The sequence below is a fragment of the Flavobacterium sp. A45 genome (genome assembly GCF_002001005.1).
Taxonomy (GTDB): Bacteria; Bacteroidota; Bacteroidia; order Flavobacteriales; family Flavobacteriaceae; genus Flavobacterium.
In genome coordinates this window covers 1-18,885 of the sequence record NZ_MUNX01000123.1, presented here as the reverse complement: position 1 = coordinate 18,885, position 18,885 = coordinate 1, and the positions used below count along the sequence as shown (strand labels likewise).

Genomic DNA, 18,885 nt, shown 5'->3' with positions numbered 1-18,885 from the left:
TGTTAAATTTTTTAAAAATAATATATCAGTAATTTCATTGTTTTCTAAAGATAAATGATTTAGCAAAGTTAAATTTTCAAGAATAGAATTGTCAAAAATTTGATTACCACTTAAATTTAACCCAATGATTTCCATTCTATCATTGAGTTCAAAAGTGTTTTTATTTTTGTAATCTAATAGAGGATATTTTTTGTTTTTTTGATTTAGAGTTATTTTATAATGATTTTCAATAGCTAATATTATTTCAGGCTTGTTCATGTTTTTTTGTTTTTTCAAAAGTAACTTAATTCATATTAAATACGCTATTTACGACTAAAATAAAATTTGTGTTTTTCTCTGTAAAAAAAAAATATCAGATAATTTTTCAAAAGAAAAACCATTTAAATTTCACTAATCACTAGCAAAACTTAAATGGTCTTATATTACTTATATGGTTTGAAAAACCTCTTTTAGCAGAATTATTTTGAATTCAAGAAAGCTTTCAATTCATCATAAGTTGAAATTTTAACGCTTACTTTCTCTTTGTTCATCACGTTTTCTATTTGTGTCGGCAGGGGCAAAGTAACGCCCAAAGCTGGTTCTACTACGTCCAGAAACTTGATAGGATGCGCCGTTTCCAAGAAAACACCAATTGCGTTTGGTATGTTCAGTAATTCTTTTTTCAATCCTAAATAACCAACAGCTCCGTGCGGTTCGGCGATATAGCCTCTTTCGTTATAAATGGCTTTTAATGCCACCAAAGTTTCAGCATCAGTAAATGTGTATGAACTAAAATCTTTTTTGAATTGTTCCAAATCATTTTGGTACATCTCCTGGATACGAATAAAGTTACTTGGATTCCCAACATCCATAGCATTCGAAATGGTAGCAATAGATGGTTTTGGATCGTAAATTCCGCTAGAAAGGAATCTTGGAACTGTATCGTTTACATTGGTTGAAGCCACAAAATGCTCGATAGGTAATCCTAATTTCTTAGCAATAATACCTGCACAAATATTTCCGAAGTTTCCGCTTGGACAAGAGAATACTAATGATTTGTTTTGTGCTTTCAGTGCTTTGTAAGCAAAAAAGAAGTAAAACATTTGAGGTAACCAACGCGCAATATTAATCGAATTGGCAGATGTTAATTGCATATGGCTTAAACTTTCGTCAAGAAATGCTTTTTTGACCATGTCTTGGCAATCGTCAAAAACACCATCCACTTCAAGTGCTTTTATGTTTTGCCCTAAAGTAGTTAATTGTCTTTCCTGAATGTCACTCACTTTTCCTGAAGGGTAAAGAATCACGACATCAACACCGTTCACACCAAGAAATCCACTGGCAACGGCACCTCCTGTATCTCCGGAAGTCGCTACAAGCACAGTGTTTTTATTGTTTTTGCTGTCTTTATTGAAATAAGCCAGGCAACGAGACATAAATCTTGCACCTACATCTTTGAACGCCATAGTTGGACCGTGAAATAACTCAAGGGAATAGATTCCGTTTTCGACTTCTACCAATGGGAAATCAAAACATAAAGTTTCGGCTATGATTTGTTTTAAAGTTTCGGCAGGGATTTCGTCTCCCACAAATTGTTTGATCGCTTCAAAAGCGATTTCCTCGTGAGATAAACTTTCGATAGCCTCAAAAAAACTTGGAGCTAGTGGAGTAATAGTTTCTGGAAAATACAATCCTTTATCGGTTGCCAATCCTTGTATTACCGCTTCCTGAAAAGAAACGTTTGGTGCATTATGGTTTAAGCTGTAATATTTCATTTTTTTAATTGCTTTAGGCTTTAGGCAATAGGCTTTAAGCTTTTTTTGCCTTTGTGTTCAATTATAGCCTTCGATTATTTATTTATTTTATAGTGATCAGCTTACAGCCTATAGCTTACGGCTTAAAGCGTTCTAATTCCTTCGTCATTCACTTTGGAAACGTGAATTTCATAAGGCAAATTCATTTCTTCGTAAACGGCGCTCATTGCTTTGGCAATTTTATCTGCGTTTTCTTTTCCTTTGCTTAAAGCAAAAATAGAAGGACCAGAACCCGAAATTCCTGAACCCAAAGCTCCATTTTCATAAGCCGTTTGCTTGATTAAATCGAATCCCGGAATCAGCATGCTGCGGATAGGTTCTATGATTTCATCGTGCAAAGAACGACCGATTAATTCATAATCCTGAGTGTAAAGCCCGGCTACCAATCCGCCAACATTTCCCCATTGGGTAATGGCACTTTTCAGTGAAACAGTTTGCTTTAATACCGAACGGGCATCCGATGTTTTCAACTCAATTTGAGGATGAACCACTGTAGCATATAATTCTGATGGGCTCTCAATTTTAATGATATCCAAAGGATTCGAACATCTTACCAATGTAAAACCTCCCAAAAGGGCAGGGGCAACATTGTCGGCATGAGCATTTCCGCTGGCTAATTTTTCCCCTTGCATGGCAAATTTTACCAATTCTTTTCTGGTGAATGGTCGCTCCAACAATTCGTTGATGCCAAAAACAGCGCCCGCTGAACTGGCAGCGCTACTACCGATACCGCTTCCCGCTTTGATATGTTTGTAGATTTCGATTTCAAAACCAAATTCAGTTTCGATTTCCTCCAACATTGCCAAGGCAGCAACTCCAGCGACATTGTTTTCGGTTTCCAATGGTAAATCGGCACCTACTATTTTAGTAATACGAACTCCTTTCACATCCGATTTGCGAACAATCATTTCATCGCCTGCAGTAGCCAAGCAAAGTCCGAGTACATCAAAACCACACGAAAGATTCGCGATAGTAGCGGGGCAAAATATTTTTATTTCTGTCATTTTTTTAAGATTCTAAGAAGCTAAGTTTCTAAGTTTCTGAGATGACTTAGCATCTTAGATTCTCAGTATCTCAGCAACTTTTTTTAAACATTTCCTATTCTAATTACATCGGCAAAAATTCCAGAAGCTGTAACCGCTGCTCCTGCACCAGCACCTTTTATTAATAACGGTTGATCAACGTAACGATCTGTATAGAATAAAACGATATTGTCTTTTCCTTCCAAATTGTAAAATGGGTGATCCTTTGGGATGAATTGCAAACCTACGCTTGCTTTTCCATCTTCAAATTGAGCCACAAATTTTAGTCGACTTTCTTTTTGATTGGCTTCTGCCAAAATGGATTCAAAGTGTTTTGCATGTTCTTTTAATGAAGCGAAAAAAGCCTCATTATTAGTAGTTCCCATACAGTCTTTTGGAAGGAAAGATTTGTTTTCAATATCTTTAATTTCCATTTGATAGCCGCTTTCACGAATCAAAATAAGGATCTTTCTAGCTACGTCAATTCCACTTAAATCAATCTTTGGGTCTGGTTCTGTAAAACCTTGAACTCCAGCTTCTTTAACTACGTCATGAAAAGTGTTGTTTTTATCGAAATTATTAAAAATAAAGTTTAAACTACCTGACAAAACAGCTTGTATTTTGTGTACTTTATCACCAGAAGCAATTAAGTTTTTTACTGTATCTATAATTGGTAATCCAGCTCCAACATTAGTTTCAAAAAGGAAAGGCGCATTGAATTTACGGGATAAACTTTTTAGGTTTTTGTAATTATCATAAGCCGATGAACAAGCAATTTTGTTGCAAGTTACTACAGCTACGTTTTGTTTCAAATATTGATCGTATGTTTTTGAGACTTCTTCATTGGCAGTGATATCCACAAAAATACTGTTACGTAAATTGAGTGCTTTTACATTGGCAATAAATTGCTCTCTGTTGGCTGACTCTCCTTTTTCAAGAAGTGATTGCCATTCTTTCAGAGGCATTCCGTCTTCATCAAAATACATTTTTCTAGAATTGGAAACAGCAATAACTCTTACGTTTATTTTTAAATTTTCTTTTAAGAATTTTTTCTGCTGATGGATTTGTTCTATGAATTTCTCACCCACATTTCCAACACCCATTACAAACAAGTTTAATTGCTTAGTGTTTTCTTCGAAGAAGTTTTCGTGTAAAGTGTTCAACGCTTTTTTGACGTCTCTTTCATTGATAACTACCGAGATGTTTCTTTCGGAAGCACCTTGGGCTATCGCACGAATATTGACATTGTTTTTTCCTAAAGTGCTAAACATTCTTCCACTTAAACCTTGATGATTCTTCATGTTTTCACCAACCAAAGCGATAATGCAAAGATTTTGTTCTACGATACAAGGGTCAATTTTGTTTTGTGCAATTTCGATTTGAAAAGCTTTATTGATAGCTATTTCAGCAGTTTCGGCATCCGAATTTAAAATACCAATACATATAGAATGCTCGGATGAAGCTTGAGTAATAAAAATTACGTTGATGCATTCATTTGATAAAACCTCAAATAATCTTTTGGAAGAACCAGCAACTCCAATCATTCCGGAGCCTTCCAGAGTTACCAAAGTAATGTTGTCAATATGTGTTATTCCTTTTACTGGGTTGGTATGTGGTGTAACAATATTGGAAATCAAAGTTCCTTCGGCACTTGGCTCGAAAGTGTTCTTGATTATTATTGGTATGTTTTTTCTTAAAACAGGCTGGATTGTCGGCGGATACAATACTTTGGCACCAAAATGAGACAATTCCATTGCTTCTTGGTAAGATATTGTAGCTATAGGTTGCGCCTGTTTTACAATTTTTGGATTAGCAGTAAACATTCCATTTACGTCTGTCCAAATTTCTAAATCTGTCGAATTTAATGCTCCAGCAATAATTGCTGCTGTGTAATCTGAACCGCCACGTCCTAAAGTAGTATTGATTCCATCTTCAGAAGTAGCAATAAAGCCGGGCATTACAACTACTTGTTTTTCATTAGATGCAAAAAAGTCTGCAATTAGTTGGTTTGAAAGCTCAAAGTTTACTGCTGCTTTCCCAAATTGATTGTTGGTTTTAATCAATTCTCGGCTGTCTTTGTAGTTACTGTTTTTTAACTTTTGTTTTAAAGCTTCTGCAATGATATAAGAAGATAATAATTCACCAAAACTCAGAATGGTATCCAAAGTTCTTGGGGATAATTCTCCCAGTAAGAAACAGCCATCAAGCAATGTTTCCAAGTGATTGATGATTCTTTTGATATGACTTAACAGGCCACTTTGTTCACTAACAGGAATCAGTTGTTTAAGTGCTTCTAAATGTTTTTTCTCGATTTCAGTAACAATATCTTTAAAACTTTCATCATTTGCAGCTGCTTTGGATGCAGCCAATTGTAATAAATCTGTTACTTTGCTTAAGGCTGATACAACAACAACAAGCTTTTCTTCTTGTGCTTTATGAATGACTATATCTAAAACTAGTTTTATGTTTTCTGCATTGGCTACCGAAGTTCCGCCAAATTTTAATACTCTCATATGGTAGATATTATTATGTATTTATTTTGATGTAATTTAGTATCGCTATTTTATATGATCATCAGTATTTGAAATCCTAACGATATTTATATTGTGTTTTTTTATTTTAAATTGCAAAAGGCTTCTATACACCCATGACTATCTTTCTTTAAGAAAAAAGTACAGCAACTGGATTATATGTAAAATGTATACCCCTAAGGGGTAGTAGTTGTAGTAGATGTAGTTGTAACAGCAAGTGCAACCCAAATTTGAGTTGTTATCGAAGGATGATATGTGCTGTTAAAATTTTTCATTTTGATTTCACAAAAGTACAGTTTTTCATCAAAAAATAAAGCTTTATGAGGTATTTTTGCGAATAGTTTAATATTTAAATTCAATATGGATTTAAATTTAATTTTGTATAATTTATTTCTTTGTTTGTTGAGATTATCCTTGTTTTAATTTGTGGAATTTCCTGGTTTTGATACTAATTCATTGTATAAAAAGGTTATGTTTTGCTTAGAAAAAGATAATTGACCGAACAATTTTTTAAAAAGGCAAAAGATTTAAAGTAAATATCGAAGTTGGAAAGCTATTGAAAACTTTATTTTGAATGGTTTTTTAAATTATTATCAAAAATCATTGCTTTTTAATATTGATTTATGGAATTTTGAAGTCTTAAATTCAAACAAAATGGAGAATACACATTATATAAGTACCGAATTGCTTTCTTTCGAGGTATTACAAGAGATTATTTCTCATAATAAATCTATTGCTCTTTCTGAGACTGCAAAAACTAATATCTTAAAGTGTAGAAAATACTTGGATACTAAAATGGCTTCTCATTCGGAACCCATTTACGGAATCAATACTGGTTTTGGATCACTTTGTAATGTAAAAATTTCAAATGAAAACCTTTCTAAACTTCAAGAAAATCTCGTAAAGTCACATTCTTGTGGAACAGGGGAGGAAGTGCCAAACGATATTGTAAAATTGATGTTATTACTTAAAATTCAATCTTTAAGTTATGGACATTCCGGTGTGCAATTACAAACAGTGGATCGACTGATAGATTTTTACAATAATGATATATTACCAGTTATTTATACTCAGGGTTCACTTGGAGCATCTGGAGATTTAGCACCTTTGGCACATTTATCATTGCCTTTATTGGGTGAAGGGGAAGTTTGGTTCGAAGATAAAAAAGTGCATTCAAGCGAAGTGTTGAAACATTTTGGTTGGGAACCTATTGTCTTAAAGTCAAAAGAAGGTTTGGCATTATTAAATGGAACTCAATTCATGAGTGCTTATGGAGCACATATCTTAATGAAAGCAAATAAGTTTTCATTTTTAGCCGATTTAATTGGGACAATTTCATTGGAAGGTTTTGATGGCAGAATTGAACCTTTTAATGAGTTGATACATTATATACGTCCTCATAATGGTCAAATTGCTACAGCCAAAAGAGTAAAGGAATTTTTGGATGGAAGTGAAATTATTGAACAGGCTAAAACACATGTTCAAGATCCATATTCTTTCCGTTGTATTCCACAAGTACATGGTGCTTCAAAAGATGCATTTGATTACGTGAAAAAAGTTTTTAAAACCGAAATCAATTCGGTTACTGATAATCCAAATATATTCATAGAGAGTGATCAGATTATTTCGGGAGGGAATTTTCATGGGCAACCTTTGGCTTTGGCCTTAGATTTTATGGCAATTGCTTTGGCAGAACTTGGAAGTATTTCTGAACGCAGAACGTATCAATTGATTTCGGGATTGCGTAATCTTCCTGCGTTCTTGGTTGATAATCCAGGATTGAATTCTGGATTTATGATTCCACAATACACAGCCGCAAGTATTGCAAGTCAAAACAAACAGTTGGCAACTCCTTCGAGTGTAGATAGCATAGTTTCAAGTAATGGTCAGGAAGATCATGTGAGTATGGGAGCTAATGGAGCAACCAAATGTTTACGTGTGATGGATAATTTGGAACGTATTTTGGCTATCGAATTGATGAATGCTTCACAAGCGATTGAATACCGCAGACCTTTGCATTCAAGTGATTTTATAGAGATGTTTCTAAAATCTTACAGGGCTGAAGTTCCTTTGGTAAAAGAAGACAGAATTCTTCATTATGATATTGAGAAAACTGTTGGTTTTCTTAACAGTTTTCAAATCGAAGAGGATTTGTTAACATTAGCTTAACATTAGCTTTAAATAATGAATTAATTTTGCACTACTAAAAAACATAAAAAATGTCATTAAATAGTATTTTTCAATTTCTAGTTCCAAAAGACAAAAAGTTCTTTCCTCTTTTCGAAGAAGCATCAAGTAATTTAATCGAATTGGCTTCAATTTTGCACGAAGCGGTAAATCTTCCTTTGAAAGAAAGAGAAGTTCTTTTTATCAAAATAGATGAATTAGAGCAAAAAGGAGAAGACATTACGCGTCAAACCAATTTAGAATTGAGTAGAAATTTTATTACTCCTTTTGATAGGGAAGATATTCACTCTCTGATCACTTCAATTGATTATGTAGCCGATTATCTTCACGGTGCTGCTTCAAGAATGCGTTTGTATCAAGTAGATAAAATCACGAAATCAATTCGTAAAATGACAGAAATCAATCTAGAGGCCTGTCAAAATATTGATGTTGCGGTAAAAGAGTTGAAAAACTTGAGCAATATGAAAACGATCACCAACGCTTGTGCAAAAATCAATAAGTTGGAAAACAAATCGGATATGGTTTATAATAAAGCTGTTTTTGAAATTTTCGAAAACGAAACCGATGCTAAAAATATCATTAAATATAAAGAAGTATTGTCAGTTTTAGAATCTGCAACTGATAAATGTAAGAGTGTTGCAAGTGTTTTAGAGTCTATTACGGTAAAACATTCTTAATTTAATCTATTCATTCTGAAGATATTGATATGACTTTACTATTAATTATTATAGTTCTAGCATTAATTTTTGATTACATCAATGGTTTCCATGATGCTGCGAATGCTATTGCTACTGTTGTTGCAACCAAGGTTTTATCGCCGTTCCAAGCGGTTTTGTGGGCAGCTTTTTTTAACTTTTTAGCCTATTGGGTTTTTGGTTTTGGAGTGGCAGATACAGTTGCCAAAACAGCTCACACGATGGATATTAATCTTGTCGTTATCTTGGCTGGGGTCATTGCTGCAATTGTTTGGAATTTATTGACCTGGTGGCTTGGAATTCCTTCAAGTTCTTCTCATACTTTAATTGGAGGTTTTGCTGGTGCCGCTTTAGCTCACGCCATCGCCGTTCATGGTTTTTCAGGTTATGTTGATGCGGATGGTAAAATACAACATTGGTATGATATTGTGAGCTGGTACAAAGCTGGAAAAGATGGGGGAATGCCTTCTGGAGTACTGATTATTGTTGCATTTATAGTTTTAGCTCCGTTAATGGGGGCAATGGCTTCGTATTTAATTTCCATCTGGTTATTGAATGCTTCTCGTAAAAGTATTTATCCTAAATTATTTACAATAGGATTAATGATATTAACTGTTTGGTTTGTGTATAATCAAATGATTCCTTATGAAGAGATTATAAAAGATGGAGGAATTCCTCGTTTTGAAAATTCGATTTTTTGGAGTGTAGCATTTGAACCTCACAATATAAAATGGTTTTTGGTAGCTTTCATTGTATTAACAGTAAGTCTTTTTTGCTTGATATTTAGCAGTCTAAATCTTCATCAAGCTGATGCAGCATTGAAAAAAATGCAATTACTATCTTCAGCTGCGTTTAGTTTAGGACATGGTGGTAATGATTCACAAAAAGTAATGGGTATCATTGCTGCAGCTGTTGCAGTATATATCAACACAAACCCTGGTGTGCATATGGATGCATGGCTAGATGTAGTACTTCCGTCAGATGGTGTTGAATTTAAAATGCCTAGTTGGATTCCTTTAGCATGTTATTCCGCAATTGCAGCGGGAACTTTAAGTGGAGGTTGGAAAATTGTAAAAACAATGGGTTCCAAAATTACCAAAGTAACTTCTTTTGAAGGAGTAGCAGCTGAAACAGCAGGAGCTTTGACACTTTATTTCACAGAGCATTTTAAAGTGCCGGTAAGTACAACACATACTATTACAGGATCTATTATTGGTGTAGGTTTGACAAAAAGAGTCTCAGCGGTACGTTGGGGAGTAACAGTAAGTTTAATTTGGGCTTGGGTACTAACTATTCCTGTTTCTGCATTACTGGCTGCGCTAATATATTGGTTTCTAAATATATTTTTATAAAATAATTTTCACATTATAAAAAAACCATTCGCAATCCGAATGGTTTTTTTATGTCTTAAAATTTGTGTTTATATTTTTTGGAGCAAAATAAATTCTGTAATTATCAGCAGTTCTCCAGCTGTCCACTGTATTCCCGATTAACAAAAACTACGGCAAAAAAGCCTTGTTTTTCTTTATCGGGAGATGCCGTTTCCATCTGGACTAAATGATGAGTTTAGTACTTTTATTAGCTTTTCATAAAGCAAAATTCAATTCTATGTCAACAGTTGTGGTTTTAGGAATGAAGTGAGTTTAAGAAGATTTTACGGCAGAGCTAATTCCCCTGAATTAAATTTTTATGGTTTTTTCTGCGTTTGTAATTGGTTTGCTTTAAATTATTTTCACCAGTAATGATGCTTATATTTCCATCAATTTCTAGCATTGCAAGCTTTACATCTTTAAAATTTTCTACACCATGTTCTCTCATGGCTTCTTTCAATTCATCCGAAGTAATGTTTAACTTACTTAAGTTTTTGAAATCTAAAGTTCCATTGTGAATAAGAATTTCTGGTTTTTCGAGCATAAAATCACTAAACGGTTTGAACTTATACATTAATTTTTTCAAAATATAATTAATGATAAAAAGTATCGATGCCGCCGCTAAACCTCCCCAAAGGGTTGTGTTGTTTCCCACCATTGCATTTTGCACTGAGTTGCTTATCAGTAAAATCAAAATCACATCGGCAGTATTGAGTTGGGATAATTCTTTTTTGCCAAAAATACGCAATGCAATAACCATGAATAAATATACAGCAGCACTGCGAATGACGATGTCTAGGTAAGGATTCATAGTTTGGATTTCAGATTTACCATTGATATTGATATTGCCATTGCTATTTCCGCTCTATTTTATCTTAAAGTTTTTCTCAATCGCTTTAATCATTTCTCCGGCAATATCTTTATTGGTAGCACCTTCAATTCCTTCGAGTCCTGGAGAAGAGTTTACTTCAAGTAATAAAGGCCCTTTTGCGGAGCGGATAATATCAACACCAGCAACTTTTAAATCCATTGCTTTAGCAGCTTTTATGGCAATCTTTTTCTCTTCAGCTGTAACTTTAATTACCGATGCTGTTCCGCCCAAATGTATATTGGCTCTAAATTCACCCGGCATAGCTTCTCTTTGGATTGCGGCAACAACTTTGCCATCAATTACAAAACAACGGATATCTTTTCCATTGGCTTCTTTGATGAATTCCTGAACCAATATGTTGGCATTGAGACTTTTGAATGCATTGATTACACTTTCTGCAGCCTTTTTGGTTTCTGCCAATACGACACCTTTTCCTTGAGTTCCTTCCAGTAATTTTACAATAAGTGGTGAACCTCCAACCATTTTGATTAAATTATCGGTATCCAAAGGGGAATTAGCAAATCCAGTCGTTGGGATGTCTACACCGTGATTTAATAATAATTGTAAAGAAAATAGTTTGTCTCTAGATTGCGTAATAGCAGTCGATGAGTTTAAACAATATACTTTCAAGGCTTCAAACTGTCTAGTTAAGGCACAACCATAAAAGGTGATACTTGGTCTAATTCTAGGGATGATTGCGTCAAATTGATTTAATATTTTTCCGCCACGATAATGAATTTCTGGTGTTTTGGCATCCAATTTCATATAGCATTCTTTTATGTTTAAAAAATGCATTTCGTGACCACGCATTTCTCCAGCTTCCATAATTCTTTTGTTGCTATATAATTCGGGATTGCTAGCCAAAAGACCTATTCTTAAACCAGAGCTTGCTTTCTCAGAATTTTTATATAGTTCAGCTAGACTTTCTGTGGTGGGTTGTCCTAAAAGATATTTTTGCTCTGGGTCAACCAATATTCTTCCACTCATGGCTTCTCGTCCCAAAAGCATTCTAAAACCCATTGAATCACGATTAGTTAAGGTCATTTCAATAGGCCATTTCGAATCACCAATAGCAATTTGAGTCTGAATAACATACCGGTGTTCTCTGAAACCACTAGAACTTTTTACGATTCGTTTGTCAACCATTGGAGCTTCACAATGGATAACGGTTTTTATGTTATTTTGTATAGGATTAATGTCAAACTTTACCCAATTAGCATCATTTTTTATAAATGGAGCAATATTGATGGCATGTAAAGCTGATGTTTTTGCGCCAGAATCGACACGAGCTTTAATTGTAGGAATTCCTAATTCTGGAAAAGAGCACCATTCTTCGCTACCCAGTATGACTTTGTTTTGAAACATAAATAAATTTTGTTGGTCATTTTATAACTATCAAATGTAGATATTTGTTTTTAAAAAAATACGATAATATCCTATAAAAAACAAACCCGTTATGTTATTAAAACGTAACGGGTTTGTTATGTAGTATTTTATTTTAAATTATTGATTAGTAGGCTCTTCAGCTTGATTGGTTGGTTCTTCTGCCTTATGGATATTTACGGTTAATTCTTGTGCACCATCTGCAATATCCATAAAAATTTCATCACCAGATGCAATTTTTGAAGTTATAATTTCTTCAGCCAATGTATCTTCAACATATTTCTGAATCGCTCTTTTTAATGGTCTTGCGCCAAATTGTTTATCAAAACCTTTATCGGCGATAAATGCTTTGGCTTTATCAGATAATTTTAACTGATAGCCTAGCTCTTCGATGCGGTCATAAAGTTTTTTTAACTCGATTTCAATGATTAGATTGATATCTTCTTTTTCTAAAGTGTTGAATACAATTACATCATCAATTCTGTTCAAAAATTCAGGTGCAAAAGTTTTCTTTAGAGCATTTTCAATAACGCTCTTAGAATTATCATCGGCTTGTGCAATTTTGGCAGCAGTACCAAATCCAACTCCCTGTCCGAAATCTTTCAATTGACGAGCACCAACATTAGAGGTCATAATGATGATCGTATTCTTGAAATCAATTTTACGGCCTAAACTGTCTGTTAAAAATCCATCATCAAGCACTTGAAGCATCATGTTGAAAACATCAGGATGTGCTTTTTCAATTTCATCAAGTAACACTACACAATAAGGTTTTCTACGAACTTTTTCAGTTAATTGACCTCCTTCTTCGTAGCCTACGTATCCTGGAGGCGCTCCAACCAATCTTGAAATCGCAAATTTCTCCATGTATTCACTCATGTCAATTCGAACCAATGCGTCCTCAGAATCAAATAATTCCTTAGCGAGAACTTTCGCTAACTGCGTTTTTCCAACACCAGTTTGACCTAGGAAGATAAAAGAACCAATCGGTTTGTTTGGGTCTTTCAATCCAGCGCGATTTCTTTGAATAGAACGGGCGATTTTTAAAACTGCTTCGTTTTGTCCAATTACTTTATTTTGAATAAGCTCAGGCAATTTGGCTAGTTTGTTGCTTTCAGTTTGTGCAATACGATTTACTGGAATTCCAGTCATCATAGATACAACATCAGCAACATTATCTTCAGTAACCAATATCCTGTTGTTTTTAGAATCTTCTTCCCATTGCTCTTGTGCTATGGCTAAATCTTTTTCTATTTTTTTCTCGTCATCACGAAGCTTTGCCGCTTCTTCATACTTTTGTTTTTTGACAACCAAGTTTTTCAACTCGCGAACTTCTTCCAATTGTCGTTCCAGATCTAATATTTGTTTTGGAACGTCAATATTGGTAATGTGAACACGAGATCCGGCTTCGTCCAAAGCATCAATAGCTTTGTCCGGTAAAAAACGTTCAGACATATATCGATTCGTTAATTTTACACAAGCTTCAATGGCTTCAGGTGTGTAAATTACATTATGATGGTCTTCATATTTGTTTTTAATGTTGTTCAAAATAGTGATTGTTTCTTCAACAGAAGTCGGTTCTACAATTACTTTTTGGAAACGTCTTTCAAGTGCGCCATCTTTTTCTATGTATTGACGGTATTCGTCTAATGTAGTCGCGCCTATACATTGAATTTCTCCTCTTGATAATGCAGGTTTGAACATATTGGAAGCGTCTAGTGAGCCAGTTGCTCCTCCAGCACCAACAATTGTATGAATTTCATCAATGAAAAGAATAATGTCGTCATTTTTTTCCAATTCATTCATTACGGCTTTCATTCTTTCTTCAAACTGCCCTCTGTATTTAGTTCCAGCGACAAGGCTTGCTAAATCAAGAGTCACTACACGTTTGTTGAATAATATACGGGAAACTTTCTTTTGAATGATTCGTAAGGCAAGCCCTTCAGCAATAGCTGATTTACCAACACCTGGTTCACCTATTAATAAAGGATTGTTCTTTTTACGTCGGCTCAAAATTTGAGAAACACGTTCTATTTCTTTTTCACGCCCTACCACAGGATCTAATTTCCCCTCTTCTGCCATTTCTGTCAAATCTCTTCCAAAATTGTCAAGTACTGGAGTTTTAGATTTTTTATTTGATTTATTGGCGGGATTATTGAAATTACCTTCTTTGAGGCTGTCATCTTGTCCTGAATCGTCATTATAAGATTCGTTTTTTGGCAAGTTTTCTAAAAAATCATCTTCGTTTGGAGTCATATTGATGTATTGTTCTTTAGCTATATCATAATCGATTTTAAGTTTATTTAATAGCTTGGTTGTAGGATCATTTTCGTTTCTCAAGATACACAACAGTAAGTGTGCAGTGCTGATTGATGAACTTTGAAAGACTTTTGCTTCTAAAAAAGTAGTCTTCAAAGCACGTTCTGCTTGACGTGTCAGATGTAAATTTTTCTTTTCTACACTAATATCAATGCTAGGGCTGGCGGGGCTTAGGATTTCAACCTTCCTTCTCAAATGGTCAAGATCTACAGAAAGGTTGTTAAGGATGTGAATAGCTTTACCATTTCCATCCCTTAGAATGCCAAGCATCAAATGTTCAGTACCTATAAAGTCATGTCCAAGGCGTAATGCCTCTTCTTTGCTATAAGTAATAACGTCTTTTACTCTAGGTGAAAAATTATCATCCATATTGTTTAGGTATTGTTATTGTAAATTTAGTAAATAAGATAATCAAAAGCAAAAATCATACCTTTAAAAACTCCTACCGCTAATTGACAAAAAAAATGAAGAACATATAGTTAAAGTCTACTTAATTTATTAACCAAATGGAAATAAAAATTTGTTGATAAATTGAATAAATTTCTGCCTATTTATTAGTGAAAACATATTGAGAAAGGTTATATTAGCGGGATTTTTTAAAACAAAATAATTTTAATTTAAGAATATATTATGTCTGACGGAGAAAAGTTAATTCCTATTAACATTGAAGATGAAATGAAATCAGCTTACATCGACTATTCGATGTCTGTAATTGTCTCAAGAGCGCTTCCTGATGTAAGAGATGGCTTGAAACCAGTACATCGAAGAGTACTTTATGGAATGTATGATTTGGGAGTTAATTCAAGATCTGCCCACAAAAAATCGGCGAGAATAGTTGGGGAAGTTTTAGGAAAGTATCACCCACACGGAGATACCTCGGTTTATGATGCCATGGTTCGTATGGCTCAAGAGTGGAGTATGCGTTATTTATTGGTTGATGGACAAGGTAACTTTGGTTCTGTTGATGGTGATAGTCCAGCAGCAATGCGTTATACGGAGGCTAGAATGCGTAAAATTTCGGAAGAAATTATGGCAGATATCGAAAAAGAAACAGTTGATTTTCAATTGAACTTTGATGATACTTTATATGAACCAAAGGTTATGCCAACAAGGGTTCCTACTTTATTGGTAAACGGAGCAACTGGAATTGCAGTTGGTATGGCTACCAATATGCCCCCTCATAACTTAACCGAAGTTATCAATGGTACGTTAGCGTATCTTGATAATAATGATATTGAAATCGATGAATTAATGAATCATATTAAAGCTCCAGATTTCCCTACTGGAGGTGTAATATATGGTTATGAAGGAGTCCGTGAAGCTTTTAAAACAGGTAGAGGACGTATTGTTATGCGTGCCAAAGTTGGTTTTGAAGAAGTAGACGGTAGAGAATCAATCATTGTTACCGAAATTCCATATCAGGTTAATAAAGCCGATATGATTAAGCGTACAGCTGATTTGGTTAATGAAAAGAAAATTGAAGGTATTGCCAATATTCGAGATGAATCGGATAGAAACGGTATGCGCATCGTGTATATACTGAAACGTGATGCAACGCCAAATGTGGTTTTGAATACCCTGTATAAATACACTCAATTACAGTCATCTTTCAGTGTAAACAATATTGCATTGGTTAAAGGTCGTCCTCAAATGCTGAATCTGAAAGATATGATTCATTATTTTATTGAGCACCGTCATGATGTTGTAGTTCGAAGAACACAGTTTGAATTAAGAAAAGCCGAAGAAAGAGCTCATATTTTAGAAGGTTTAATAATTGCTTCGGATAATATTGATGAAGTTATTGCGTTAATTAGAGGGTCTAAAAATACTGAAGAAGCTCGTGAAAAATTAATTGAACGTTTTAATCTGTCAGATATTCAGGCAAGAGCAATTGTAGAGATGCGTTTGCGTCAGCTTACAGGACTGGAGCAAGACAAATTAAGAGCGGAATACGAAGAGCTGATGAAGTTAATTGAACATTTGAAAGCTTTATTGGCAGATGTGAATTTAAGAACGGCTTTGATTAAGGAAGAACTTGAAGAAATTCGTGAAAAATATGGAGATGAGCGTCGTTCTACTATTGAGTATTCAGGAGGAGATGTTAGTATCGAAGATTTAATTGCTGATGAAAATGTGGTTATTACAATTTCGCATGCGGGTTATATCAAACGTACAAACTTATCGGAATATAAAACACAGAATAGAGGAGGGGTTGGTCAAAAAAGTGCCGGGACAAGAGATCAAGATTTCTTGGAACATATGTATGTAGCAACCAATCATCAATACATGATGTTCTTTACTCAAAAAGGGAAATGTTTCTGGATGCGTGTTTATGAAATTCCTGAAGGAAGTAAAACTGCAAAAGGAAGAGCAATTCAAAACTTAGTCAATATTGAAAGTGATGATAAAGTAAAAGCATTTATTTGTACACAAGATCTAAAAGATAAAGAATATATTACCAGCCATAATCTTGTTATGGTTACCAAAAAAGGACAGGTTAAGAAAACATCTTTAGAAAAATATTCTAAACCTAGAGTAAATGGTGTTGCAGCAATTACAATTAAAGAAGGTGATGAATTGTTAGAAGCTAAATTAACTAATGGAGAAAGCCAAATCATTTTAGCTGTTAAATCTGGTAAATTAGTTCGTTTTGAAGAGACCAAAACTCGTCCAATGGGAAGAACAGCTTCTGGTGTTCGTGGTATTACACTAAAAGATGAAACTGACGAAGTAATTGGAATGGTAACTGTAAATGATATGAGCAGTGAAATTCTGGTGGTTGCTGAAAATGGTTACGGAAAACGTTCTAGTCTTGACGAATATAGAATTACAAACCGTGGTGGTAAAGGAGTTAAAACACTTAATATCACTGAAAAAACTGGTAAATTAATTTCTATAAACGCTGTAACTGACGCAGATGATTTAATGATTATCAATAAATCTGGTTTAACCATACGAATGGCTGTTGAAGACCTAAGGGTTATGGGAAGAGCAACGCAAGGGGTTAAATTAATCAATATCAAAGGGAATGATTCAATCGCTGCTGTGACTAAAGTTATGAAGGATGATGTGGCAGAAGTAGTTGTTGATGAGGAAGGAAACGTTATCGAAGATGTTACAATCGAAAGAGTGAAACCTGTCTTAGAAGTGCTTGAAGATGATGGTGCTGCTGAAGATGATGAGGAAGATAATGATGAGGAAGTAGAAGAAGATGATGACGCGAATGACGAAGATGCTGATGATGAGGCGTAATTCAATTGTATAAAGTAAATAAATAAAAATAGATTAATATGAAAAGTAGATATGTAATAATAGCGTCAGCATTATTTTTATCAGTAGCAAGTATTGCTCAAAAAAATGAAATTAAGGCTGCTGAAAAAGCGCTAAAAGCTGGAAAATCGGATGAGGCCATAACAATTTTGACAGCAGCCGAATATTTGACCACTAATGCACCTGATGCTGAAAAGGCACAATTTTTATATGTAAAAGGGAATGCATATTTGGATTTAGCAAATAAAAATGTTGAAGCAGATAAGAATTTAAGCCTTGCGGCCAAAGCGTATCAAGAATTATTGGCTGCTGAAAACGCTTCAGGAAAATCAAAATATTCAGCACAAGCGGCAACATCTATAGTGGAAATTAAAAATAAACTTATCAATGGAGCCATCGAAGATACTAAAATTAATAAAAATGCAGAGGGAGCAAAAAAACTTTATGAAGCCTATTTGTTAGAGAAAAAAGACACTATTAATCTTTATTATGCAGCATCAACTTATGTGAATGCAAAAGATTATGACACCGCTCTTAAACTATACGAAGAATTGAAAGGGTTAAATTATTCCGGTAAAGCGACTTATTATTATGCTGTTAATAAGGTAAATAGTCAAGAAGATTTTTTTAATAATGCAGCGGATAGAGATCGTATGGTAAAAATGGGAACTCATGAAAAACCAAGAACCGAAAATGTTCCTTCAAAAAGAGGCGAAATATATAAAAACGTAGCTTTGATTTATGTTCAGCAAGGAAAAATGGATTTAGCCAAAAAAGCAGTTTCTGATGCTAGAAAAGCAAATCCAGACGATACTTCGTTAATATTGACTGAGGCCAATTTATATCTTGAGTCAAAAGATATGGACACTTACAAAAAGTTAATATCCGAAGCTTTGGAAAAAAATCCAAACGATGTGGATTTGATATTTAATTTAGGAGTGGTGAGCGCTGGAGCTAAAAACTATAGTGAAGCAGAGAAATTCTATACAAAGGTTATTGAGTTGAATCCGAAATACATTAATGCATATATTAATATGGCAGCAATGAAATTGGATGATGAAAAAGCTATCATTGATGAAATGAACAAACTTGGTACATCTTCAGAGGATATGAAGCGTTATAATGTATTAAAAAAGAAACGTGAAGATTTGTTTAGAGCTACTATTCCATATTTAGAAAAAGCAGTGGCATTAGAACCTAATAATGTTGATGTTGCAAAAACATTATTGAATGTCTATAGTGCACTAGAAATGACTACAGAATATAAAGCTTTAAAAGCAAAAATGTAGTTTTTAATAAATAGTTAAATTGAATCCTGCTCGAATCATTTTCGATGCAGGATTTTTTTATTTTTATGGGATTAGGATTTGTAATATTGTTAATCTTTTCGATTAAAGTGATTTTTGTAAAAATATTATTATTTTAGTAGGATATGGTGTTAGTT

General features: G+C 34.1%; 12 protein-coding genes. 5 read left to right on the top strand and 7 right to left on the bottom strand.

Features of this window, described 5'->3' with window-relative positions:
• The 4 genes from B0E44_RS15105 to thrA form a co-directional block, all read right to left on the bottom strand.
• Positions 1-258: hypothetical protein (locus tag B0E44_RS15105; RefSeq protein WP_371594766.1), on the bottom strand; the 258-nt coding region annotated here is incomplete at its 3' end.
• Positions 259-458: 200 nt separating this feature from the next.
• Positions 459-1,754, bottom strand: coding sequence for a threonine synthase (gene thrC, locus B0E44_RS15100; RefSeq protein ID WP_077377060.1), 1,296 nt, complete (start codon positions 1,752-1,754; stop codon positions 459-461).
• Between the two features lie 122 nt (positions 1,755-1,876).
• Positions 1,877-2,797, bottom strand: a complete 921-nt coding sequence (locus B0E44_RS15095; RefSeq protein ID WP_077377056.1) for a homoserine kinase — start codon at positions 2,795-2,797, stop codon at positions 1,877-1,879.
• 83 nt (positions 2,798-2,880) lie between these two features.
• Positions 2,881-5,328 (bottom strand): bifunctional aspartate kinase/homoserine dehydrogenase I, encoded by a 2,448-nt coding sequence (gene thrA / locus B0E44_RS15090; protein WP_077377053.1) that lies wholly within the window; start codon positions 5,326-5,328, stop codon positions 2,881-2,883.
• A 672-nt stretch (positions 5,329-6,000) separates the two neighbouring features.
• On the opposite strand from thrA, the gene hutH reads away from it, so the two are divergent.
• Genes hutH through B0E44_RS15075 form a run of 3 tightly spaced genes read left to right on the top strand, consistent with a single transcriptional unit; the run spans position 6,001 to position 9,580 of the window.
• Positions 6,001-7,515, top strand: coding sequence for a histidine ammonia-lyase (gene hutH, locus B0E44_RS15085; protein ID WP_077377064.1), 1,515 nt, complete (start codon positions 6,001-6,003; stop codon positions 7,513-7,515).
• 50 nt (positions 7,516-7,565) lie between these two features.
• A complete protein-coding gene (locus tag B0E44_RS15080; protein WP_077377050.1) occupies positions 7,566-8,210 on the top strand; it encodes a DUF47 domain-containing protein in 645 nt (214 codons plus the stop codon).
• 29 nt (positions 8,211-8,239) lie between these two features.
• A complete protein-coding gene (locus tag B0E44_RS15075; RefSeq protein ID WP_077377047.1) occupies positions 8,240-9,580 on the top strand; it encodes an inorganic phosphate transporter in 1,341 nt (446 codons plus the stop codon).
• A gap of 313 nt (positions 9,581-9,893) precedes the next feature.
• Here B0E44_RS15075 and B0E44_RS15070 read toward each other — a convergent pair whose 3' ends face one another.
• From B0E44_RS15070 to B0E44_RS15060, 3 genes are all read right to left on the bottom strand, one after another.
• On the bottom strand, positions 9,894-10,409 hold the full coding sequence (locus tag B0E44_RS15070; protein WP_077377044.1) for a DUF421 domain-containing protein: 516 nt from the start codon (positions 10,407-10,409) through the stop codon (positions 9,894-9,896).
• A 54-nt stretch (positions 10,410-10,463) separates the two neighbouring features.
• Positions 10,464-11,834, bottom strand: coding sequence for a 30S ribosomal protein S6--L-glutamate ligase (gene rimK / locus B0E44_RS15065; RefSeq protein WP_077377041.1), 1,371 nt, complete (start codon positions 11,832-11,834; stop codon positions 10,464-10,466).
• A 138-nt stretch (positions 11,835-11,972) separates the two neighbouring features.
• Positions 11,973-14,540, bottom strand: coding sequence for an ATP-dependent Clp protease ATP-binding subunit (locus B0E44_RS15060; RefSeq protein ID WP_077377038.1), 2,568 nt, complete (start codon positions 14,538-14,540; stop codon positions 11,973-11,975).
• A gap of 261 nt (positions 14,541-14,801) precedes the next feature.
• Here B0E44_RS15060 and gyrA point away from each other — a divergent pair, with 261 nt between their 5' ends.
• Positions 14,802-17,423: a DNA gyrase subunit A gene (gene gyrA, locus B0E44_RS15055; protein WP_077377035.1), complete on the top strand. Its 2,622-nt coding sequence runs from the start codon at positions 14,802-14,804 to the stop codon at positions 17,421-17,423.
• A 38-nt stretch (positions 17,424-17,461) separates the two neighbouring features.
• On the top strand, positions 17,462-18,730 hold the full coding sequence (locus B0E44_RS15050) for a lipopolysaccharide assembly protein LapB (RefSeq protein ID WP_077377033.1): 1,269 nt from the start codon (positions 17,462-17,464) through the stop codon (positions 18,728-18,730).
• Positions 18,731-18,885 lie beyond the last annotated feature (155 nt).